The 22204-nt window shown below is 40.3% G+C and carries 20 protein-coding genes; 10 read left to right on the forward strand and 10 right to left on the reverse strand.

From position 1 onward, the window contains the following. Window positions 1-176: 176 nt before the first annotated feature. The 3 genes from VB732_RS25155 to VB732_RS25165 all read left to right on the forward strand — a co-directional run bounded on the left by VB732_RS25155 (window position 177) and on the right by VB732_RS25165 (window position 3916). Entirely contained in the window at window positions 177-1457 is a 1281-nt protein-coding gene (locus VB732_RS25155) for an ABC transporter permease (protein WP_416235774.1), read from the forward strand. 257 nt (window positions 1458-1714) lie between these two features. Further along, on the forward strand, window positions 1715-2386 hold the full coding sequence (locus VB732_RS25160; protein WP_323233617.1) for an ABC transporter ATP-binding protein: 672 nt from the start codon (window positions 1715-1717) through the stop codon (window positions 2384-2386). Window positions 2387-2503: 117 nt separating this feature from the next. Continuing rightward, complete coding sequence (locus VB732_RS25165; RefSeq protein ID WP_323233618.1) at window positions 2504-3916, forward strand: TolC family protein; 1413 nt, start codon at window positions 2504-2506, stop codon at window positions 3914-3916. Between the two features lie 8 nt (window positions 3917-3924). Here the strand turns inward: VB732_RS25165 and VB732_RS25170 are convergent, their stop codons facing one another. Then, a complete protein-coding gene (locus VB732_RS25170; RefSeq protein ID WP_323233619.1) occupies window positions 3925-4743 on the reverse strand; it encodes a class I SAM-dependent methyltransferase in 819 nt (272 codons plus the stop codon). A gap of 6 nt (window positions 4744-4749) precedes the next feature. On the opposite strand from VB732_RS25170, the gene VB732_RS25175 reads away from it, so the two are divergent. Together VB732_RS25175 and VB732_RS25180 are read left to right on the forward strand one after the other, a co-directional pair. After that, window positions 4750-5511: a class I SAM-dependent methyltransferase gene (locus VB732_RS25175; protein ID WP_323233620.1), complete on the forward strand. Its 762-nt coding sequence runs from the start codon at window positions 4750-4752 to the stop codon at window positions 5509-5511. 76 nt (window positions 5512-5587) lie between these two features. Further along, the gene (locus VB732_RS25180) at window positions 5588-6268 is read left to right on the forward strand and encodes a Uma2 family endonuclease (RefSeq protein WP_323233621.1); all 681 of its coding nucleotides are present in this window, start codon (window positions 5588-5590) and stop codon (window positions 6266-6268) included. Between the two features lie 77 nt (window positions 6269-6345). On the opposite strand, the gene VB732_RS25185 is transcribed toward VB732_RS25180, so the two are convergent. Both VB732_RS25185 and VB732_RS25190 read right to left on the reverse strand, forming a co-directional pair. Continuing rightward, window positions 6346-6642, reverse strand: coding sequence for a hypothetical protein (locus VB732_RS25185; RefSeq protein WP_323233622.1), 297 nt, complete (start codon window positions 6640-6642; stop codon window positions 6346-6348). 28 nt (window positions 6643-6670) lie between these two features. Continuing rightward, entirely contained in the window at window positions 6671-7138 is a 468-nt protein-coding gene (locus VB732_RS25190; protein ID WP_323233623.1) for a VOC family protein, read from the reverse strand. Window positions 7139-7215: 77 nt separating this feature from the next. Here VB732_RS25190 and VB732_RS25195 point away from each other — a divergent pair, with 77 nt between their 5' ends. The 3 genes from VB732_RS25195 to VB732_RS25205 all read left to right on the forward strand — a co-directional run bounded on the left by VB732_RS25195 (window position 7216) and on the right by VB732_RS25205 (window position 8545). Next, window positions 7216-7689 carry a DUF4385 domain-containing protein gene (locus VB732_RS25195; protein ID WP_323233624.1) on the forward strand — a complete coding sequence of 158 codons (474 nt, stop codon included), beginning with the start codon at window positions 7216-7218 and terminating at the stop codon, window positions 7687-7689. A gap of 201 nt (window positions 7690-7890) precedes the next feature. Beyond that, window positions 7891-8124, forward strand: a complete 234-nt coding sequence (locus VB732_RS25200; RefSeq protein WP_323233625.1) for a hypothetical protein — start codon at window positions 7891-7893, stop codon at window positions 8122-8124. Next, a complete protein-coding gene (locus VB732_RS25205) occupies window positions 8117-8545 on the forward strand; it encodes a type II toxin-antitoxin system VapC family toxin (RefSeq protein WP_323233626.1) in 429 nt (142 codons plus the stop codon). The genes VB732_RS25200 and VB732_RS25205 overlap by 8 nt, the downstream gene beginning before the upstream one ends. 302 nt (window positions 8546-8847) lie before the next feature. Here VB732_RS25205 and VB732_RS25210 read toward each other — a convergent pair whose 3' ends face one another. From VB732_RS25210 to VB732_RS25220, 3 genes are read right to left on the reverse strand one after another with little or no spacing between them, the layout of a single operon-like run. Next, window positions 8848-9513, reverse strand: coding sequence for a DUF262 domain-containing protein (locus VB732_RS25210; RefSeq protein ID WP_323233627.1), 666 nt, complete (start codon window positions 9511-9513; stop codon window positions 8848-8850). Further along, on the reverse strand, window positions 9506-9931 hold the full coding sequence (locus VB732_RS25215; protein ID WP_323233628.1) for a hypothetical protein: 426 nt from the start codon (window positions 9929-9931) through the stop codon (window positions 9506-9508). The genes VB732_RS25210 and VB732_RS25215 overlap by 8 nt, the downstream gene beginning before the upstream one ends. Continuing rightward, window positions 9903-10331, reverse strand: a complete 429-nt coding sequence (locus VB732_RS25220) for a hypothetical protein (RefSeq protein ID WP_323233629.1) — start codon at window positions 10329-10331, stop codon at window positions 9903-9905. The genes VB732_RS25215 and VB732_RS25220 overlap by 29 nt, the downstream gene beginning before the upstream one ends. Window positions 10332-11151: 820 nt before the next feature. Here VB732_RS25220 and recA point away from each other — a divergent pair. Continuing rightward, window positions 11152-12231, forward strand: a complete 1080-nt coding sequence (gene recA / locus VB732_RS25225; RefSeq protein ID WP_323202333.1) for a recombinase RecA — start codon at window positions 11152-11154, stop codon at window positions 12229-12231. A gap of 382 nt (window positions 12232-12613) precedes the next feature. On the opposite strand, the gene VB732_RS25230 is transcribed toward recA, so the two are convergent. The 4 genes from VB732_RS25230 to VB732_RS25245 form a co-directional block, all read right to left on the reverse strand. Beyond that, complete coding sequence (locus VB732_RS25230) at window positions 12614-13336, reverse strand: FHA domain-containing protein (RefSeq protein ID WP_323233630.1); 723 nt, start codon at window positions 13334-13336, stop codon at window positions 12614-12616. Window positions 13337-14194: 858 nt separating this feature from the next. Further along, complete coding sequence (locus VB732_RS25235; RefSeq protein WP_323233631.1) at window positions 14195-15799, reverse strand: serine/threonine-protein kinase; 1605 nt, start codon at window positions 15797-15799, stop codon at window positions 14195-14197. 278 nt (window positions 15800-16077) lie between these two features. Continuing rightward, window positions 16078-16431, reverse strand: coding sequence for a hypothetical protein (locus VB732_RS25240; protein WP_323233632.1), 354 nt, complete (start codon window positions 16429-16431; stop codon window positions 16078-16080). A 17-nt stretch (window positions 16432-16448) separates the two neighbouring features. Next, entirely contained in the window at window positions 16449-17279 is an 831-nt protein-coding gene (locus VB732_RS25245; RefSeq protein ID WP_323233633.1) for a phytoene/squalene synthase family protein, read from the reverse strand. Window positions 17280-18288: 1009 nt separating this feature from the next. On the opposite strand from VB732_RS25245, the gene VB732_RS25250 reads away from it, so the two are divergent. Beyond that, window positions 18289-22179 (forward strand): PAS domain S-box protein, encoded by a 3891-nt coding sequence (locus VB732_RS25250; RefSeq protein ID WP_323233634.1) that lies wholly within the window; start codon window positions 18289-18291, stop codon window positions 22177-22179. Window positions 22180-22204: the final 25 nt, after the last annotated feature.

Genomic DNA, 22204 nt, shown 5'->3' on the forward strand with positions numbered 1-22204 from the left:
CCGAGTAAAAAGGCTCGACTGTCGGGTAAAAAGGTTCAACTTTTCTAACGAACCGCCTTCTCTACGAGAGGTTTGCGTCAACGCGCAGCGTCTCGTTAGAGAAGGACGCAAAGGAAAAGAAGGAAAAGAAGGAAGAAATGCTTAACTCAATTGTGTTGAGTTTTAAATAAAATCTTATGTTTAAGATATTTAAGGGCTTTTACAAACCTAAGAAAACCCGCACAGTACCGTTGCTGGAAATCTTGACAATGGCGGCAGAAACTCTGTGGAGTAACAAATTACGCACAGGTTTAACTATGCTGGGCGTAATTATTGGGATTTCTTCAGTCATTGCGATTACTTCTGTCGGTCAGGGAGTGCAGAAGGGGGTTGAGCAACAGATACAAGCATTGGGTACAGATGTGATCCAAATCTTGGCGGGTGCTGCAAGAAGCGGGAATGTCCGTCAAGGAGTAGGTTCTAGTAGTACCTTGACTTGGGAAGATGCAAAAGCGATCGCTACACAAGCGCCGTCAGCACAGATGGTTTCTGCTTATCTTCAACGATCTGCCCAAGTTGTATATGGGGGACAGAATACCTCAACAACCATTTATGGCACAGATTTAAACTACCCAGAAATCAGGAATACTCACCCCCAGCAAGGGAGATATTTTACTCAAGAAGAACTAGACATTGCTGCACAGGTAGCTATTCTTGGCCCTACAGTTCAAAATACCCTCTTTGGACAGGGTGTAAATCCGCTCGGCGAGAGAATTCGTATTCAGGGAGAGGCTTATGAAGTGATTGGGGTGATGGAACCTAAAGGTTCTCAGGGGCCGATGGATCGAGATGACCAGATTTTCATTCCTCTAACTAGTATGTCGAAGAGACTAGTTGGAAACAATGCTCTGGTAGGCGTTTCTGTAAATGGAATTTTAGTTAAAGGCGCTAATCAGGAAGAATTAGAAGCTGCTCAGTTTCAAGTTACCAATCTTTTACGGTTGCGTCACAACATTTATCCGCCACAAGCTGATGATTTTCGGCTGACTAATCAAGCTGATATTGTTAGTACCTTCACTAATATTGTCGGTTTATTTACAGTCATGGTGGTAGCGATCGCCGGAATTTCGCTAGTGGTTGGTGGAATTGGTATTGCTAACATTATGCTGGTTTCCGTAGTTGAGCGGACGCGAGAAATCGGGATTCGCAAAGCCGTAGGAGCCACCAATTCGGCAATCTTGAATCAATTTTTAGCTGAAGCGATCGTGATTTCCATTGCTGGCGGAGGTATTGGAATGGTGACAGGGATTTTATTAGCCTTTATAGCTTCAAGCGTTTTCAAATTTCCCTTTGTAATTTCTTTGTTATCGATTATTGCTGGATTTGTACTCTCATTAAGCGTTGGCTTAGTGGCTGGGGTGATTCCAGCACGGAACGCATCTAAATTAGATCCAATCAACGCTTTAAGAAGCGACTAAGCCTAAGAGTAATGAGTAGTGAGTAATGAGTAATGAGTAATGAGAGTTCTCAAAAAAACTCAACCCCCACCACTAGAGAAAAGTGTTGAGTGCTGAGTGCTGAGTAAAAACCTAGTTTTTTCAAGCCGTTGAGCAATTAACACTGCCCTAACCTATGTGACTACGGCTATAAATGAACTCTCATTACTCATTACTCACTACTCACTACTCACTACTCACTACTCATTACTCATTACTCACTACTCATTACTCAATTTATGCCAACGATGATTTGGATGGAATCTATTACTAAAACTTACTATTTAGGAGAAGTTAGTGTTCCAATTCTTAAGGGAATTGAACTCTCTATTGAGGAAGGGGAATATGTCTCGATTATGGGTGCGTCAGGTTCGGGGAAATCCACGCTTATGAATATTTTGGGATGTTTGGATCGTCCAACAACTGGAGACTATATTTTTGAAGGGAGAAACCTGACGACTTTTGATGATGATGAATTAGCCTATATCCGCAACCAAAGGATTGGTTTTGTTTTCCAACAATTTAACCTATTGGCACGGGCGACAGCGCTGGAAAATGTTATGTTACCAATGGTTTATGCTAACTTGCCCAAACCAAAACGCCGTGAAAGGGCATTAGAAGCCTTGGAAAAAGTGGGATTAGAGGCACGCACATCTAACCGTCCTAGTCAACTATCTGGGGGACAACAACAACGGGTAGCGATCGCTCGTGCTTTGGTTAATCGGCCTGCATTAGTTTTAGCAGATGAGCCAACAGGGGCTTTAGATACTGAAACTTCTCGTGAGGTAATGAGTTTGTTGACAGAACTTAATGACCAAGGAATCACAATTGTGATTGTCACTCATGAACCAGATATTGCTGCTCAAACCAAAAGGATTATTCGAGTTCAGGATGGTTTGATTGTCGGCTAATTTGTTAATATCAACCCTTAGAAGGAGAATTTAAAATTTAAATCTCTGTGGGTCAATCAAGATGAAAACTTTTGATTGTTGCCTCAAAGAAACCTAATTAATGACCACATCTAGATTATGAATTTCAGCTTATTCTTCGTGCATTCTACCTGGATTGGCGTAGCGATCGCGATTCTTTTCCCAGCTTTAGCAGGCGCATCAACTCCCCCAAAACCACAGAATACCCCAAGTACTGTACAGGTTCCCGATTACCTGAACCCTAATGCCAACCCTCTCCAATTTCCTACCAAACCGGGGGAAGTAAGGATTCAGGGAACTGTGCCAGTAACTTTGGCACAAGTTTTAGAACTAGCACGACGCAATAATCGAGACTTACAGGTAGCCATATTAGAGCTAGAACGTAGTCGTTTCGCGCTACGCGAGTCTCAAGCTGCCTTGTTTCCTACTCTTGATATCAACAGTAATATAACTAATAGTGGCAATGGTTTTAGGAATAATCCATCTCAATCCAGCACCTCTTTTAGTGGTTCAGCACAACTGAATTATGACCTCTATACCTCCGGTAATCGAGAAGCCACAATCCAAGCAGCCCAAGAGCAACTACGTGTAGATGAGTTGAATGTTGAAAATCAATCTTCGACAATTACGTTGAATGCCACGACTCAATACTACGATTTGCAACAAGCAGATGAACAAGTAAGAATTAATCGGTCTGCTGTGGAAAATGCCCTGGCTAGTTTGCGGGACACTCAAGCCAGAGAACGGGCTGGAGTGGGTACGCGGTTCGATGTGCTGCAAGCTCAGGTGAATTTAGCAAACGCCCAACAAGAACTGACTAATGCGATCTCGCAGCAGCAAATTGCCCGTCGTCAACTTGCCACCTCGTTAAGTTTGTCGCAGTCAGTTGATATTACTGCCGCAGATCCTGTAGGGTTAGCGGGTCTTTGGCCGCAGACGTTAGAACAAAGTATTGTCCGGGCTTATCAAAATCGTCCAGAATTGCAACAGCAATTAGCACAACGCAACATTAGCGAGCAACAGCGTCGTCAGGCACTTTCACAGCTAGGGCCGCAAATTGGTTTGTCAGGCAGCTATAATCTGCGAGATCGGTTTAATGATGGTGTCAGCATTAATGATAGCTATTCAGTAGGACTCGACGGCAATCTCACTGTGTTTGATGGAGGAGCAGCAAGAGCAAGGGCGGCTCAGTCGAGAGCTAATACTGCGATCGCAGAGACTCAATTTGCTAGCCAGCGCGATATAATTCGCTTTGATGTAGAACAGTACTATTCTCAATTACAATCAAATTTAAATAATGTGCAGACTTCTAGCGTGGCTTTAAATCAAGCCAGGGAAGCTCTGAATTTAGCCAGGTTGAGGTTCCAAGCTGGTGTAGGCACTCAAACAGAGGTAATTGCTGCTGAGAATGACCTGACAAGAGCGGAAGGTAATCGAGTCACAGCTATTTTGGATTACAATCGCGCTTTAGCTAATTTGCAAAGATCAGTCACTTCCAGGGCTTCGCGTTAAGGTAGAACTTATTTTCGAGCGCGAACAAAGAACTTTGTCGTGTCTTCCCAAATACCTTGATCAGTTGCTAGTTTCTCAATTTCTGCTTTGTACTCAACTTGCAACTGATTTAATTGTTCTTGTGATAATTTTGACAACAAAGGATTACCTTTAAAACTTATATTCATTGCTATCTCAGATAATCTGTTATCTCTAAGAGGGCGATAACGTCCCGATGGCTCAATCTTAATTTCAATATCTCTAAAACCTGCCTGATTGAGCAAATCCCGGCATTTTTCTGGAGTTCCAAGTGGTTCAAGGATATGTGGTAACGATACACCTAAAACTCTAGCGCAGACACTCTGCTGAAGAGATGCCATATAAGCAGTTTCGGGAGGACAAGTAAATGCCACAAATCCTCCAGTTTTCAAGAAGCGATACCACTTTTGTAAACTAGCAAGGATATTAGGAAAAAGTACAATTGCCTCACAGCAAAAGACAACATCAAAACTACTATTACTAAAGTGGAAATATTCTGCGTCTGCCTCAATCAACTCGATGTTTTGTAATCTTGCTGCTGCAATCTTAAGTCTTGCTTGATGCAACATTCCAGGGGTCATGTCAATCCCAATCACGTACCCATCTGAACCAACTTTTTCAGCTGCGGGTATCGAAACTAAACCTGTTCCAGTCGCCACATCAAGAATTTTCTGTCCCGAATCTAGTGGAACAAATTCAAGTAGCAGCTTGGCATCTAGAGGATGGCGAGTACCTTCCTCATGGTCATAAGTGGTTCTACTACCATAGAATTCTTTTAGTTGCTGCTTATAACTATCCCGATCAGTCATAACCAAATGTTAAATTTTCTACATTTTATAGTAACTCTTGTTGTGATATTGAGTTGCTTGCTGCTGAATCCAACCCTGACAGTACAAGCCGCGACTTCATCCCCCACTGTTTACGAACAACGGATAATCCATAGTCCAGATGGTATTGGCAAATACTATATGGGGCGCGAAATCGCTAAAGTTATGGGATATACAGGCGCTAGCTGGTTAGAACGTCCAAGCCGAGAGGGAGAAGAACAGCCAAGTAAGGTAGTCAGCCTCCTGAATCTGAAGCCTAATGATGTTGTAGCGGATATTGGCGCTGGTACAGGTTACTTAAGCTTTCGCATCGCACCTTTATTAACAACAGGTAAGGTGTTAGCTATAGATGTTCAACCAGAAATGTTGGAAATCATTGAGTTATTCAAAAAAGAGAAAAATATCACCAATGTTGAGCCGGTTTTAGCCACTTTTACTGACCCCAACTTACCATCTGAAAGTATCGATTTGGCGTTGATGGTAGATGCTTATCATGAACTTGAGTATCCCCAAGAAGTGATGCAGGGAATTGTGAAAGCACTTAAACCAGGTGGTAGGGTAGTGCTGGTTGAGTACCGAGGTGAAAATCCTTTTATTATGATTAAAGGTCTACACAAAATGACTCAAAAGCAAGTTCGTAAAGAAATGCAAGCCGTTGGTTTGGTTTGGCGTGAAACTAAAAACTTATTACCTCAACAGCATTTAATGGTGTTTGAAAAACCTGATTCTAGCGATTTATTAACAAAATGAGGCTTGGGTAGTATTTCCGTAGAAAAATATGTACTAAGCCATAATAAAGTAAGACTCCCTGCCAGAGCAGAAAATCATGGTCAACCTATCACTCAAGCAACGAATTCCTCCTTTAGAGAATGGCGATCGCCTCACTCGCTACGAATTTGAGCGACGCTATCAAGCAATGCCCCGTCATCAAAAAGCAGAATTAATTGAAGGAGTTGTATACTTGGCATCCCCATTACGCTTTGAAAGTCATGCTGAACCACATGGCCATACAATCACTTGGTTGGGAGTTTATGAAGCATCAACTCCTGGTGTGAGATTGGGAATTGAGCCAACAGTCCGCTTAGATCGAGACAATGAACCGCAACCAGACGGAGTGTTATTAATCACGCCAGCAGCGAGAGGACAATCTCGTTTCAGCAGTGATGATTACATAGAAGGTGCGCCAGAATTCGTAATAGAGATAGCAGCTAGCAGTGTTGCTATTGATTTATATGACAAGAAAAAAGTCTATGGTCGAAATGGGGTAAAAGAGTACATGATTTGGCAAATATTTGAAAATAAATTAGATTGGTTTAGTCTACAGCAAGGAGAATATGTATCCTTAAAAGTGGACGCAGATGGAATTATAAAAAGTCAAGTATTTCCTGGTTTGTGGTTGTCAATGTCAGATTTACTTGCTGGAAATATGCAGCAAGTATTGGCTATCTTGCAGTTGGGATTGAATTCGCCAGAACATCAAATATTCGTGCAGCAATTATCTAGCTAAGGAAGATATACAGCCACTTCCCTTGTAGGGAAGGGGAGTAAAATTCTAAGCCTTTATCCGAAAGTGATTTTTTGACATTAGTCTATTTTTTTGGGAATGAGACTTGCACTTTTAGTTGCACTATTCCAAACAATCCAACTAACAGAATTATCTAACTCATCGGGACTATTTGAAACTTTAAAATATAGTTTTTCTTCGCCTTTCATTTCAACGGCAAAGTCGGCATTTTGAGCATAAACGACTATAAAACCTTTGTCTCGCAAACAATACATCGCCCAGGCTTTCAATGATTGCTTATATGGTTCGTGTGGAATAGGCGGTTTCGTGATTGTGTCTTCAATTACTTTAAATATTTGTTGTATTTTTGCGGTCATAGTAGATACTTTTGTTATTCCCCTTAAGTTAACTAGCTTCTGGATCACAACGAATTTCAATCATAAATCCATCTGGATCGTAAAAATACACACCTCTACCAGTAGGACGAGTAACTGGGCCATGAGCGATCGCTATTTTATTTTCCCTGATCACTGTCACCGCTTGCTCAAATAACTGCGGATCGATATCAAAAGCCAGATGGTATGCTCTGGTGAATGTCTTCTCTGGATTGGGATCTGGTGGTGATAACTCTGGTTCCCCGAATAAATCTAAAATCGTACCATCCGGGGTAATAAAATTGGCTACTTTCCCTGATGCGACAAGTTCCACCAGAGTTGCGGGTACTTCGTCGCCTGTAAGTTCGTGCAAACCCAAAACTGTACCATAAAAGTAGCGGGAAGCTTGCATATCCTGGACGTTAAGGGCTATGTGATGCACTTTACGCAGATTTCCTGGCGCAAGGACACTGTTTACGGACTGGGTGCTAGATAGCATAGTAGAACAAAATCTCAATACTTTGATAGAAGCTGAACTTTTTACTTCAAGTTTACTATTCCTAATAAAAATCTATCATGACATTTGATTATTCTTTAGACTTCAAAAATATTGATTTTCGCCAACATCCTGAACTTTATCGCGTTGGTAAGGGTGAGCAGGGTGTACTTTTGGTAGAACCATACAAATCAGAAATTCTTCCCTACTGGCGGTTCAAAACTCCTGATATTGCTAGAGAGTCAAGTGAAAAAATCTACGATATGTTTCTTGTTTATCTAGAACAAGATGATTTTGTGGGTGCGGATATGGCGCGAAAGTTTATCCAAATGGGTTATACCCGCTCTCGCCGTTATGCTAATCATAAAAGCGGCAGAAAATATAAACAAAAATCGGAAACTTTAGATTCTAAAAAAGAGATTCTTCCTTACGAAGAAGATCCAGTTAAAGCGGAATCAGCAGCAATATTTAAAGCCAAATGGATACAAGCAAAGATAGACGAGAAATATCAAGAGCTTTTAGCCAAACATAAACAGATGTATGAGAACATCTGAATCTTTGCGTAAGTCCGAAATTATACAAAGAATTGTTGAACTTTTATAGTTGGTTATGGAAGTGTTTCTAAATATATTCATTACAAGCAAAAAAGTCTGCATTTATAACAAATCTTTGTGCTGCACTGCACTGCCATTATTAATGCTGCGTTACACTAGGTTTATGAACCCTAATGATTTATATATAAGTTGAAAATCATCATGGAAAAGATAGAACTTGAACTAGATAGGCTCACCTTTGAACGAGCAAAAACTTTGGCAATTGTCAATCAATCAACTCTATCAGAATTGATTACTAATGTAATTGAACGTCTAGCAGAAATTCAGGAGAAAAAAGATCCATTAATGGGATTATATGCGGATGTACCAGAAATTGTTGATGAAATTGTTGCTGAGGCGATGGAAAAAAGAGGATATACTGGATCAGATGAATAAAGTAGAAAAGTCCCTACTTGATACAGATATTCTTTCAGAAATTATTAAACGAGCAAATCCTCGTATTATTGCTAAAGCCAATACCTACTTAAACCAGTTTGATAAATATACAATTTCTGTAATTACAGTTATGGAAATTGTAGAAGGTTGGCAAAAACGTAAGCAAGAACAACGTCTTCAGCAATTTTTAGCTATCGTTAGTTCACAGGAGATATTATCCTTTGATTTAACAGAAGCGGTATTAGCAGGGAAAATCTACGCTGATTTAGAGACAACCGGAAAAAGAATTGGTTATCCTGATTGTATGATTGCAGCAATTGCCATCCGTCATAACCTAACTTTAGTTACTGGTAATTTATCGCATTATCAAAGGATTCAGGATTTAGATTATTCACTAAGACTAGATAACTGGCGTTTCTAGTGACAATGGTGATGGATGAAGTGGCATCAAGTTTAGCCATTAGCTAAATTCTCTAATGCAGATGTAAAAGCCTTCGTACTAATCATTTTGGACTGACTCAACGTAACTTAAGCAGCTTGTTCAAAAACCATATCTGCTCATCTCTTGCAAATTTCGGTTGCAAGAGATGAGCAGACTGTAAGCAAGGTTTAATTGGATCTCTCCTCAGCTACTAATTGCAATAACTTGACAAATAGTTAGTGCTGAAAATTTATTTTATCACTAAGTGTGATCACTTATTTCTAGGTCAATAGTACCGAGATTTAATTAGAATTTTTATACTTCATTGCTCGTTTAATCTCATCTTTGCTAAGAGTTATTCCAGAGGTGTTCAGTGCAGCAAAAATATTAACTATGTCTTTATCGCTTACTTCTGCAACTACTTGAATAGGAACTTGATAATCTTTGAACCTATTATGAACTGCATATAATTCATCTAATAATGCTTCATTATCATCAAATTTTGCAAGATTAGCCTGCCTCTGCATAAACTCTTCAGTTTTGAAGAGTGATGACATATTCAATAATTTAGTTTTATCTTGCCCTTCTTGCGGAAAAATAAACTTTTTCTGTTCTAAATCGTATAGAAGTGTAAAACGTTTATTATTTCCCAAAAAAACATTATAGAGAGCAGTTAGTCTTTGAGAACCATCTAATATCCAAAGTATTTTCGACGAGACAAACTTATTTAAGTCAGCTTTTGGGAACAAACTCAATTCACTAGAGGCACTCTCGAAATGATCTGAATCATGTTCGACTGCTATTAGCATTCCAATTGGATAACCACTGTTAATGCTCTCAAAAAGGTCTTTAACCGCTTTTGTACTCCATACGTATGGACGTTGGAAAGCAGGAACTGTAAGGCTACCATTTTCCATCATGTGAAAAATATTATTAAGTGTGTAGGCAATAATGTAATTTCTAGCCATTGTTATCCTCCTCTACATCATCAATTAAACTACCCTCTAGCACTTTCTCTCTTGATTCTAAAATGATTGACTCTAAAAGATGTAGAGTATGGCTTAAGTAACCTACTTTAAAACGACTGGACGAAAAATCCCATTTCCACTTACTTGTATCTTTATCCTGAGAAATGCGTTGTTTTTCATAAAATTTGTGTGTTAATTCCTTTAATACTTCTTGTAATTGAGTTGTTATCTGTATCTCTGCTTCAATATTGATATCTTCTGCATTCCAGTCTATATCATAAATCTTTGCAGGAAATGAAACATAAACATGATATGCATAGTATCCATCATCACGTTCTTGGCTATATTTTCTGTACTTTAATTTATGAAATTTTGCATATTCAATAATCCTATCTATTTGCAACAAAACCAGGCCCATCTATAAATCGGCACACCAAAGTACAACGAACAAGATCATTGAACTGGGTAAACATATTTTGGTGATTTATCCAGCCATTTTTAGGCAATTCTGGAAAGTTTTTATTCCATAAAATATTCAATCTATATGTTTTTTCAATAGCAGATAAATACGGTTTTGTAACCATTTTTACCTCATGGCTATTCATAAAAAGTTCTGAAGAGGTTTTCTGACTATATTCTGTTTTCCAAATTGAAGCCTGAGTTGAGAAAAAAACAAAAAACTTATGCTGCATTATTGCATTGTAGATATTACTTATATTTGTTTCATAAAGCCTTTCAATTCTCGGATCATTAAAATCACTTGATAGACTATGCTTTGCCCACTCTTTGTACTCTTCTAAGCTGATCTTTTTTTCCATTTTACCTCTCTCTTATGACTTCAACCTACCTAATAGCTCAACTCAGCGTCAAGATAGGCTATCTTTAACATCTATGAGATTTTAACTGAAACTTATCAATAATTCGGATCTGAGTGGATAGGCTGATAAATTATAAAATATTACGCTATACGATGAATTAGACTAAGAATTACAGCATATCTTCTAGCGAAAAGCGGTATTTCACATTCAATCATCGCTAAACTAAGCACTGGGCATTTCCATTAGACAAACATACTGATGTTACAGACAGAAAACTTATAGCATGAGGTTACTAATATAACTCATACTCTAGAACGCCAACCCTGTACTCACACATTCAAACTCCTAAACAACAGCAAATTGCCTTCCCCCTCAAGTAAACCGAAGTACAAGCCAAACATCTGGTAGCTGGAAATTGCCTAATTGAAATCCCTTCAACACTAAACTACAAGTCGTCTATCTCTTCCCTTTGACCAATGAAGCCATTGCCGATGATATGATGGTTGCCATAGCGATCGCTCCTAATCTGGCAACCTCCGTAAATGCTCACGAGTACGGTTCTACTGACTAGATAATTTTTTATTGAGAATCCCTTGCTTACCCAGCCAAAAAAAGCTATCTCTGAATGCAAGTTGGTATCATTATGCAAGGCTACCCTAATCTGGTAGCGATCGAGTTACGATCTTGTCACACCCTTTTTTTGATTTGAGAAGTCCTATTCCAGAATTTTCTGGTTAAAATAGTATATCTGTTCTACTCAAACTCCGAAACCGACATTCCTTAAAACCATATATTTAGATTAGAGGCATTAGAGGCAGAAATGGCTATCAACACCGATACTTCAGGCAAGCAAAAAGCGCTGACTATGGTACTCAACCAGATTGAGCGCAGCTTTGGTAAAGGAGCAATCATGCGCCTGGGTGATGCTACCCGGATGCGGGTGGAAACAATTTCTAGTGGAGCGCTCACCCTAGATTTAGCGTTGGGTGGTGGTTTACCGAAGGGGCGGGTAATTGAAATTTATGGGCCGGAAAGTTCCGGTAAGACTACAGTAGCCTTACATGCCCTCGCCGAAGTGCAAAGGAATGGCGGTGTTGCAGCCTTTGTTGATGCAGAACACGCCCTTGATCCTACTTATGCTGCGGCATTGGGTGTAGATATTGACAATTTGCTGATTTCCCAACCTGACACTGGCGAATCAGCTTTGGAAATTGTCGATCAGCTTGTTCGCTCTGCTGCGGTCGATATTGTAGTCATTGACTCAGTAGCAGCACTGGTTCCTCGTGCTGAAATTGAAGGCGACATGGGTGACGCTCACGTTGGTCTGCAAGCGCGGTTAATGAGCCAAGCTCTACGTAAAATTACTGGCAACATTGGTAAATCTGGTTGTACAGTAATTTTCATCAACCAGCTGCGGCAAAAAATTGGTGTTACCTACGGTAGCCCAGAAACTACAACTGGTGGTAACGCGTTGAAATTTTACGCTTCGGTGCGCTTGGATATTCGCCGAATTCAAACCTTGAAAAAAGGTACAGATGAATACGGTAATCGCGTTAAGGTCAAAGTCGCCAAAAATAAAGTAGCGCCGCCTTTTAGAATAGCGGAATTTGACATTATTTTTGGTAAAGGTATTTCTACCTTGGGTTGTGTTGTTGACCTAGCAGAAGAAACTGGCATTATTGTCCGCAAAGGAGCTTGGTATAGTTACAACGGCGATAATATCTCCCAAGGACGAGACAACGCCATTAAGTATCTAGAAGAAAAGCCCGAATTTGCTGAGGAAATTAAGAAATTGGTGCGTGAAAAGCTAGATAAAGGCGCTGTTGTTTCTGCTAACTCTGTAGCTAAAGCCAGTGAAGAAGATGAAGAGGAAGATGTCGATTTAGAGCCAGAAGAATAAGGAATGTGGATTTAATCTACAACTTTTAATGTGTAGTGGGTTACAACTATTAGACTAGAAAGCCCACTTCTTAAAGGGTGGGAGTGTCAAGAAGCAGCTAACCCACCTTTTTTTGTAAGATATTGATGAGTTACACAAACCTAACGAAATGATTGCTATCTATGATGAGCAATCATTTTTATTGTATTTACAGCGTTTTTCAGGTAGATGAAGCACACGGGTAAGGGCACAAAAATGTTGTGCCTGCTGTATCAGATCATTGGGTCTAAAACCGCTAACCTATTGCGTAAAACTAGGGGCACAATATTCTTGTGCCCCTATTGATTGCATATACTTCACACAATTAAAAATTGTTATAATTTGCAGTTTTTTAACTAGGATTTTATGGTACTTTTCTGCTAAAAAAGCGGTCTAAAATTTCTGATTTCTGTTCTGAACTAAAGTTGTCATAATAATGTTCAATCTTCTCAAATAGTGGGGAATTTCTTAAAATATCTAAATTATCATCTGCTTTTACAAATATAGATTTTTGTCTATCCCGGGAGAAAGCACGTATTTCTACTTGATTGTCATTCTTTCTATGCACAAGCTGCATTAATAACTCCATTGCTACACTTGGCAAAACACGGTACGTAGTATTCATAAAAAAATCAAAAGTCATGTTACCTACACAGATGCGATCGCCATCTTTGAGCTTGACTGGCCCAAAAGCGCGATCGCCATTTACGAAGGAGCCATTGGTACTGTTGAAATCTATAAAGTAGAAACCTTGATTGTCAATATATTGAATAGCCGCATGGCGACGAGACATATAATTATCAGCGATGCGAATACCATTGTTGCGATTACGCCCTATTGTCCATATCTGCTGTGGCTGTCGTAAACTTTGAGTTTGATTGCCGCACAAGTTAGTTATCAAATAAACGGCATTAGCATCCACTACACCATGTACGTAACATAACTTCATCTTCTTCAACGATGGTTGAGATAGATTTTCTAGTTGAAGAATTTCATCTAGAAGACTGCTGTGATGCTCATACAACTTGAGGAATACCTGATATAGAGTTAATCTCCGTTCTATTTCTGTTTGTGCAAAGTCAGTCATGATACCTAAACCTTGTATTTCCTGATTTCGGTTGTAAATATTCTGCTTCAGCCTACAATCAGGGATAATTAACTAATTTTTCGCTTCTCGCTGTAATCTCAAAATTTGAGTGGCTTTAGAGCTTTATGTTTTACAGCTTTCAAGTGCGAGATCCCCTGTTGTTTATAGCAATAAAAAGCATGAAAATATATATGAAAAATAATTATGATGCTTTATTGTTTATTGTAAATAATCATTTGTTATTTGTAACAGAGCATAATTATAAAGATTTTATGAAGATTCGCAAATTAGCTCCGTATTTTTCCTAAGTAATCGGATTTTTCTTAACATTTGCTAGAGCGGTAGCTATTACTCGACCCAACTATAACAATCCTAAATTATTTGTGATAAACAAAATCCCCGACAACTTTTAAGAAGTCGGGGATCTGCGGATTGCAATTCTTACAAATCAAATAGAATTGCTAGATCGGATCTAATATCAGGTTCGGTTAAACACTTATAATATCTGTAGGTTGGGTTGAGGAACGTAGACCCGAAGGGGCTTCTCGAAGAGTAACCCAACATTTGCTCCATATTCATGTTGGGTTTCACTACGCTTCAACCCAACCTACATAGATAGATTTTATTACAAGTAATTACCCGAACTTGATATAATTGGTCAATTCTGAATAAAATTCAAGTTTTATCGAGAAAAATCCGGGTTGATTTATCAAGCTAATAAGAAAATTGAAGCTTTGTAAGCTTGATAAAACAATATACTTCAATTTAAGATTTGCTTCTCCCTAACCCTTATTCAGAATTAGAGAACTAGTCTGAGAGCCAAAGAAAAGGACTAGCTCCAAAATCTCAACTTTCAACTTATAATAAACCTCGTTTACCATTGGGGCGAATGGTCATCCAATTCGTTTTTGCTAGTGCTAGCTGCTCATCAGAAATTTTGGCATTGGTAAGATTAGCACCACATAGATTAGCTCCTCGGAGGTTAGCATTGCTGAGATAAGCATTACTGAGGTCTGCACCTCGCAGGTCTGCTCCTTCTAAGTCAGCATGGTTAAAATATGCTTTGCTCAAATTAGCATCTTTAAGATTTGCTTTAGTGAGACTGGCTCTGCCAAAGTCACTATTGTGAAGATTAGCTCCCTGAAGATTGGTTTTTTGCAATTGAGTAGAATGGAAATTTGTTCCTGATAGGTCAACACCTTGCAGGTTCAGCAAATTTAAATTGTGGAGAGCAAAATCCCGTCTTCCCTTTTGATAGGCGGTTAACAAACTTTGGGTATCTAACTTACGCTCAACTTTAGAATTTTGACCTTGCGAACCATTGCTGTTGCTGTTAGCAAAAGTTGTTGATTTGGCCATCCCAGAACCCTGGTGTAATCCGGCCGCCTCTGCTGCCTTAGCTCGTCTGGCACGAATTGCTGCCGCTACCTGTGCCACTCCTGCACTGGTAGCAGCTACAGAAGAATTGTTGCATAAAACAGCAGAATTTTCTAAATGGTTGTGTGTTCGCTCTTTAGATCCAGTATCTGATTTAATTAATAAACCCTTTGCTAAACTTTCTAAGTATGGTTCTATTTCTAAGGCTCTGAGAACGTCTGACGCAGACTGATAGCGATTACGTACAGACACGTCTAACATTTTTCGCAATACATTGCTCAAATGATCGCTCACTTGGACAAGTTGCTCCCACATCATCTCGCCAGTGTTGGGATTGTAATCTAAGTCTTTAGGAGTTTTGCTAGTCAATAAATAAATGCATGTCACCCCCAGTGCATAAATATCACTGGCGTAGACTGGACGCATGGCCATTTGCTCTGGAGGTGCAAAACCAGGAGTACCAATAGCATAAGCGGTTAATGCTGTCTGTCCTGATGGACTTGTCGCACCTTGGCTGATTTGGTTTTTGACAGCACCAAAGTCGATGAGTACCATTCTAGAATCTTGAGTGCGGCGAATTAAGTTGGCTGGTTTGATATCACGATGAATCACCTTCTGATCGTGGATATATTGCAATAGTGGCAAAATCTCGCTCAAAAATTGCTTGACTCCAGTTTCACTCAAAATGCCGTTAAGTTTGACCTCCTCCTGCAAGGTATCACCACTGATGTATTCTTGAACTAAATAGAATTGCTCGTGATCTTCAAAATAGTCTAATAATCTTGGTACTTGGGGATGATTGCCAATCTTGCCTAGAGTTTTAGCTTCTCGTTCAAAGAGTTCTCTAGCCATCTGTAAAACGTGTGGGGCGCTTCCTGATGGGCGTAATTGTTTAATTACGCAACTCGGTTCTCCCGGTAAGCCTTGATCGTTAGCTAAGAAGGTTGCTCCAAAGCCACCTTGACCTAATGGTTTGATCACCTGATAGCGATCGCGCAACAGTAGTTGCGAGCCACAAGACTGACACCTTTGGCTATATACCAAATTTTCTGGATTGGGACAGATAGGATTTAAGCAGTAGCTCATGCACTGTCAACTCGCTGCACGAATAATCACGGGGAGCATTACACTCTTTCTCAATTATTTAGATATTAATCAACTGTTACCAGGTAATTTTTGCTGGAAATCCTTTGAAGAGTTTCTAAAGTTTACTTGGTATTACGTAAATTGTTTGCCTAAACAAGATAATTTATTATACTGATTAACAAATAATGCCAAAATCCAAAATTTGTGCTGCTCAACAGTGACCAATGCCAGTTGCTGTACTTGGGGAGATCCCAGACGCTAGCAAATATACCAGGCGATTAGAAATCGCGGCTACACAAACGAAGTCCGCCTACGCGGACTCGAAGAATTTGAAACCCACGGAGGTGGGTTTTGTTTGTATAGCCGCGTGAAGCCTTTGGCATAGCTTCGCTTAACGCGTAGCGTGCCGGAGGCTCTATTCCATTCGCCAGAGCAGGCGTATTTTTACAAAAGTGAGATGCTCCCGGGAAGACTGCTTTGGTTCCCCATCGCCCTTGGTATCTCCCCTCCCCTTGCCTACGAGACACTACACTAAGGGAGAAGATTGCACTGGCTACCTTACAGAAAATCACTGTAGGATTTTGGATGCCCAAATTTGGAGGCAATTTAGAATCGTCTCCATTAGTTTCCATTAGTCCTTTAGAGACTTTTAGCTGGCTTTCATGTCCACACTAATCAGCTGTTCGATAAGTGCAAAAACATCACTGCGGCTGAGTTTCTCTTTGCCACTAGCAAGAGCGTCAAGAGTACCATTAGCCAAGGTTAAGGGAATTTGGCAAAAATCTAAAGCTGGGCCGGTAGGAAGATTTTTGGTATAAGCTTCAGCTAAAGCAAGATTACGCCGTGCATACTCTTGCATATCTACCGCACTCCAACCTTCTGGGAAGAAGTCTACCCCACGTCCCAAATCTTCAGTATGATTACGCAGAATATTAACTGCTTGTAAACCTCGACCAAACCCAATAGCCTGAGTACGGTTAGTTGGCGTTCCATCGTACCAAGTCCATAAGTCCGACAGTAGTAATCCCACTGCGCCTGCAACCCCAAAGGTATAACGATCCAAATCAGATTCTGTGTAAATCTTCCAATTGGTTTCTGCCCAGTAAGCCATGCGGTCTGCCATTGCAGCAGTGGCATCCCAAATTCGAGGTGCGATGGTCTCTGGTGCTAGTAGCGACCATTCTCTAATCCTCACAGTGACTTCTTCTAGGGTATTCTCATAACCACTAAATCCGGCAAAGAAAGCATCTACAGCGAAGCCATCAACACCTGCCTGTAATGTCAGACTAATTGCTCTCAACAGCTTTGCTTTAGTAGCATTATCTAGCCCAGGATGATCTTCAATTTCATCAATGGCACGCATACACAAATATGCTGATGCTACTGCTTCTTGCAATCCTGGCGGTAAAAGATTAATCGGGATATAAAAAGTTCGACTAGTTTCTTTGAGGATTTGCAATGCATCTCTACGTAAATTCATGTTTTCACTCCCCGCTTGATTTTTGCACCACATGAAGTTTGCAGTTTTTTGATGATACTGGATATAGTTTTGACTAAACTTTAAAAACTATAGACTATAAAATACGCTGCTATTTCATCTAAAAATTAATAGTTTTTGGTATTGCAATTAACAAAACTCTCAAATTTATCAAAGTTTAATCTAGTATATAGGCTTTTGGTTGCAAAAAGTTGTCCGGTGTCGTTTAAGATAGCTCTCATGGTTTTTTAGCGCATATACAAATAATTATGCTAATATTTGACTGATTAAAGCGAAATATTTCCATGAAAAAATATCCGTTTTAGGGATTTAAAGGTGTTTGAAGTCTGCGTTAATCTAACTAACAAAGTGTAGTTATTGTATATATCAAGACAATACAGGTAAAGCTAGTAACGGTTAAAGTAACTATACCTAGCTTTGCTTGTTGAAGAGTTACAGTAGGTTAAATGGGACATTGAGAACTGTGATGCCTGAGTTAGGCATCGCTTAAGCTTAATCGTTTATGGTCGGAGCCTCCTTGCTATTCAAGGTGACATAAAGTGACCATAACTTAGAGCCAGAAGTTCCCGTATATTTACGAGATTGACAATACCAAAATAGGCTGTTTGTCCATTCGACTTGTTATGGTCGTCCTTAGTCATTTGTAATTACAAAGCACAAATAACTAATGACTAATGACAGCAAAGAGAAAAATATTTCACAAATGCTATATCTGCATCAGAATAGTATGTCTGTAGTAGTGCGATCGCTCCTATACAATTTGTGAACCAATGGGTTGATCTAAAGGACATCCTTCGAGATTTTGAAACACTCACAAAGGCGGTTTTTTGACTGACGATTATTTATACTCTAAATTTTACAAGAAAAATATGCATAGAGGTAGATGAAAAGCCAGTCAAGGGCTAGCCTAAAATACGAAGGACATAAATGATTAAACCGTAAGAAATACGGAAATTTACTACGCTAGATAGATGCGGTTAGAGAACACTAAATGTTAAATATTAACCGCTTGCGGCTGCAAGATATCAAAATTCCTGCAAATTCACTCGTGGCAAAAGTCGCAAGTGCGATCGCTGTTTTTGTTGGCAGTCTGGTATTAGTTGGCTGGTGTCTTGGCATTGAAGTTCTAAAGCGCGGCTTTCCTGGTAGTCCTGCCATGAAAGTCAACACAGCGCTGTGTTTCGTGTTGTGTGGTATCTCGCTGTGGCTATTTTCGCAACGAGGAGGCAGCAAGAGTAACAGAACAATTCAAAATTCCCCCCATAGTTCTTTCTCTCCTACTCTTCTAATTGCTAATTTATCTGTAATAGCAGCTACCACAATTGCTGCACTCACATTATGTCAATATCTATTTGGCTGGAATTTAACCATTGACGAGCTAGTGTTTCGTAATTCGCCAACTAGTACAGCGACATTGCATCCAGGGCAAATGGGAGTGAATACAGCAGTCAACTTTATACTGGTCAGCCTCGCCCTAGAAATTCTGATTAATCCAAAAAACCACCGCAGTTATTGGTATGGTCAAATTGTTGCTCTGATCGCTACTTTAATTTCCTTTCAGGCGCTCATGGGCTATGCCTACAAAGTAAAAGTTCTTTACGGGCTTACCCCTTACACAACATCAATGTCTTTACAGACGGTAGTGTTGTTCATCTTACTAAGTATAGGGATTCTGTGGGCGCGGGCAGAACAGGGATTAATGAAGGTAGTTACAAGTGATACTTATAGTGGCTTAATTGCGCGTCGTTTATTAATTGCCGCGATCGCAGTACCTTTTATATTGGGGTGGGTAATTGTTGAAAGTCAACGCGCACAACAATACGATCCGGCTTTTGCAGTATCGGTATTTGCGATCGTCTTGATGGTAATTTTTACTATTTTGATTTGGAAAAGTGCTAGGGTTATCGAACGTCTCAGCAATCAACGCGATCTTGCTCAGGAAGCACTGAGAACTTACGAAGCCAAACTAGGGAGTTTTGTCGATTCTAACGTTATTGGCATTCTGTTTGGCGATGTGTATGGCGGTATCCAGCAGGCAAACGACGAATTTCTCAGGATGATTGGTTACACCCAGGAGGATTTGTTAGCAGGTTTAAGTTGGAGCAATATCACACCACCAGAGTATTTATACTTGGATTTGCAAGGTGTGGCTGAAGCCCAAGGAAATACTAACGCTGCTTGTACACCATACGAGAAAGAATGTATTCGTAAGGATGGTAGCCGCATCCCGGTTTTGGTTGGTTACGTGTTGATAGGAGAAAAACGGGAGGAGTTAGTAGCGTTTATCCTCGACTTAAGCGAACGTAAGCTTGCAGAAGCAGAGCAACAAAAATTAGCATCGCTGGTAGAAAATAGCTCAGACTTTATCGGCATCGCCACCCTTGAGGGTCAATTACTCTACATAAATGATGCGGGTCAAAAGCTGGTAGGTCTTGCAAACCTTGACGAAGTAAGGCAAAAAACAGTATTAGATTACTTCATGCCCAAAGACAAAGCCTACTTTCAAAAGTATATACTGCCGAATGTACTATCCCTTGGGCGCTGGCAGGGAGAATTCTGCTTCCGACACCTCCAAACAGGTCAACCAATACCAGTTGATTACAATATCTTCACTCTTAAAGACAACACAGGCCAGCCAATTGCCTTAGCAACTGTAACTCGCAATATCAGCGAACAAAAACAGGCTAAAGAAAAAATCTTACAACTAAACAAGGATCTACAGCGTCGCATTAGTGAGTTACAAACTTTGTTAGAAGTAATTCCCATTGGAATTGGCATTGCTGAAGATCCACAATGCCAAAATATCAAGGTAAACCCTGCTTTTGCGAAGCAGTTGGGGATATCGCCAGATACTAATGCCTCCCTCAGCGCTCCTAGTGACGAAAAACCAACAAGCTTTAAAATCTACCAAGAAGGAAGAGAACTTTCAGCAGAAGAACTCCCAATGCAATATTCTGCTACTCATGGTGTCGAAGTTCTGGATTTTGAAGTTGATATAGTCCACGAAAATGGCAAAATTGTCAACCTGTTGGAGTATGTTGCACCCCTGTTTGACGAAGAGGGTAAAACTAGAGGAAGCGTTGGTGCATTTTTAGATATTACGGAGCGCAAACAGGCAGAGGAAGCAGTTCTAAATCAGCAAAAATGGCTGGAGGATGTACTAAATCTGATGCCAAGACCGTTGCTGTTTATTGAACCAGGAACGGCGCGGGTAACTTTTGCCAATCGCTCTGCGAATGAATTAGCTGGGGGCGAATTTCCGAAAGGTGTAGCAGCAGAAGATTATCACACAGTTTACCACTACACAAATGCGGCAGGCGATCGCATTCCTAATGAACTTATGCCAGGGGTGCGGGTTGCCCTTGGCGAACGTCTCAATGGTTTGGAGGTAGATTGGCACACTCCTGGTGGTGTACGCTCTTTACTGATATTTGCTGATACATTGCCAGCAATGCACGGTCATCCGGCTACCTGTATCTTGGTGTTCCAAGAAATTAGCAACCTCAAGGCTGCACAAAAAGCACTCTCATTAAGTTACAAAAGGCTAAAACTACTATTCGACACAGCTAACGATTTACTATCAAGCCAAGAACCAGTATTACTAATCGATAGCGTCTACCGCCAACTAAAAGAGCAAATTGGAATAGAAGTTTATTTTAATTATTTGGTTGAGGATAACTCCCAGATAATGCGATTAGAGTCTTACGGCGGTATTTCCCAAGAACTGGCAAAGGAAATCGAATCGTTGGCTTATGGTGAAGGAATTTGCGGTACTGTAGCCCAGAATCGTTATGCGATAGCTCTAGAGAATGTGCAGCAATCAACTGATCCAAAAGCAGAAGTGCTTCGTTCTTTAAGTATTACTGCTTATTATGGTTATCCGTTGATTGCCCAAGGACGGTTGTTAGGTACTCTCTCTTTTGGCAGCCGGACTCGGTTAAGCTTTACCGACAATCAAAAGGGGATGATGCAAGCAGTATGTGACCAAATAGCGATCGCAATGGAACGGTCTAGCTTAATTGCTTCTTTGCAAAAACAAACTGAGCAGTTGCAAGAGGCAAACCGGATGAAAGATGAGTTTCTGGGGATATTGTCTCACGAATTGCGATCGCCTCTCAATGCAATTATGGGCTGGGCGCAACTCCTGCAACGAAGCAAGCTGAGTGAAAGCCAAATGGCTAGGGCTACGGAGACAATTGAACGCAATGCCAAAGCCCAAACCCAACTAATTGAAGACTTGCTAGATATATCGCGGATGATTAGAGGTAAGTTACGCCTCAATGTCCGTATTTGTAATTTGGTTCCGATAATTGAGTCGAGTCTAGAGACTGTTACCCTGGCCGCCCAATCTAAGAAAATCGATTTAAGATTTTCCATCATTCCCTCAAAAGAAAGATCAGAACTCAATACCGAAAATCTGGAATCTTCAGAAACACAATCCCAAAGCAATCAACATTCAGAGGACAGCAAACTTGGCGACAAATCCCAATTCTTAGTTTCCGGTGATTTCGAGCGTTTGCAGCAAATCATCTGGAATCTGCTATCTAATGCCATCAAATTTACACCCACAGGTGGACGGGTAGAGGTGCAATTGTCATTGGTAACTAGTGAAGAAAAAGACATCACAGATAAATATGCTCAAATTCAGGTGATTGATACAGGCATTGGTATCAGTTCTGACTTTCTCCCTTACGTCTTTGATCGGTTTCGTCAAGCTGACAGTTCTAGCACTAGAACCTATGGTGGATTAGGAGTAGGATTAGCGCTCGTGCGCCATTTAGTAGAATTACATGGCGGTACTATCTATGTAAATAGTCCAGGCAAAGAGCAAGGAGCAACGTTTACAGTTAAGCTACCATTTCTAAGTAGTCCGATGAATTAGCTACAGTAGGCTGACTGGACGGACT

Origin of the sequence: Nostoc sp. UHCC 0252 (genome assembly GCF_034931145.1) — a bacterium.
GTDB lineage: Bacteria > Cyanobacteriota > Cyanobacteriia > Cyanobacteriales > Nostocaceae > Nostoc.

Coding starts and splice junctions, on each gene's coding strand:
- VB732_RS25250 (WP_323233634.1), top strand. CDS start 18,289: ATGTTAAATATTAACCGCTTGCGGCTGCAAGATATCAAAATTCCTGCA.
- VB732_RS25190 (WP_323233623.1), bottom strand. CDS start 7,138: ATGCTATCTAGCACCCAGTCCGTAAACAGTGTCCTTGCGCCAGGAAAT.
- VB732_RS25230 (WP_323233630.1), bottom strand. CDS start 13,336: ATGACTGACTTTGCACAAACAGAAATAGAACGGAGATTAACTCTATAT.
- VB732_RS25160 (WP_323233617.1), top strand. CDS start 1,715: ATGCCAACGATGATTTGGATGGAATCTATTACTAAAACTTACTATTTA.
- VB732_RS25195 (WP_323233624.1), top strand. CDS start 7,216: ATGACATTTGATTATTCTTTAGACTTCAAAAATATTGATTTTCGCCAA.
- VB732_RS25240 (WP_323233632.1), bottom strand. CDS start 16,431: ATGGAAACTAATGGAGACGATTCTAAATTGCCTCCAAATTTGGGCATC.
- VB732_RS25185 (WP_323233622.1), bottom strand. CDS start 6,642: ATGACCGCAAAAATACAACAAATATTTAAAGTAATTGAAGACACAATC.
- VB732_RS25155 (WP_416235774.1), top strand. CDS start 177: ATGTTTAAGATATTTAAGGGCTTTTACAAACCTAAGAAAACCCGCACA.
- VB732_RS25170 (WP_323233619.1), bottom strand. CDS start 4,743: ATGACTGATCGGGATAGTTATAAGCAGCAACTAAAAGAATTCTATGGT.
- VB732_RS25235 (WP_323233631.1), bottom strand. CDS start 15,799: ATGAGCTACTGCTTAAATCCTATCTGTCCCAATCCAGAAAATTTGGTA.
- VB732_RS25210 (WP_323233627.1), bottom strand. CDS start 9,513: ATGGCTAGAAATTACATTATTGCCTACACACTTAATAATATTTTTCAC.
- VB732_RS25220 (WP_323233629.1), bottom strand. CDS start 10,331: ATGGAAAAAAAGATCAGCTTAGAAGAGTACAAAGAGTGGGCAAAGCAT.
- VB732_RS25175 (WP_323233620.1), top strand. CDS start 4,750: ATGTTAAATTTTCTACATTTTATAGTAACTCTTGTTGTGATATTGAGT.
- VB732_RS25215 (WP_323233628.1), bottom strand. CDS start 9,931: ATGGGCCTGGTTTTGTTGCAAATAGATAGGATTATTGAATATGCAAAA.
- VB732_RS25180 (WP_323233621.1), top strand. CDS start 5,588: ATGGTCAACCTATCACTCAAGCAACGAATTCCTCCTTTAGAGAATGGC.
- VB732_RS25245 (WP_323233633.1), bottom strand. CDS start 17,279: ATGAATTTACGTAGAGATGCATTGCAAATCCTCAAAGAAACTAGTCGA.
- VB732_RS25205 (WP_323233626.1), top strand. CDS start 8,117: ATGAATAAAGTAGAAAAGTCCCTACTTGATACAGATATTCTTTCAGAA.
- recA (WP_323202333.1), top strand. CDS start 11,152: ATGGCTATCAACACCGATACTTCAGGCAAGCAAAAAGCGCTGACTATG.
- VB732_RS25165 (WP_323233618.1), top strand. CDS start 2,504: ATGAATTTCAGCTTATTCTTCGTGCATTCTACCTGGATTGGCGTAGCG.
- VB732_RS25200 (WP_323233625.1), top strand. CDS start 7,891: ATGGAAAAGATAGAACTTGAACTAGATAGGCTCACCTTTGAACGAGCA.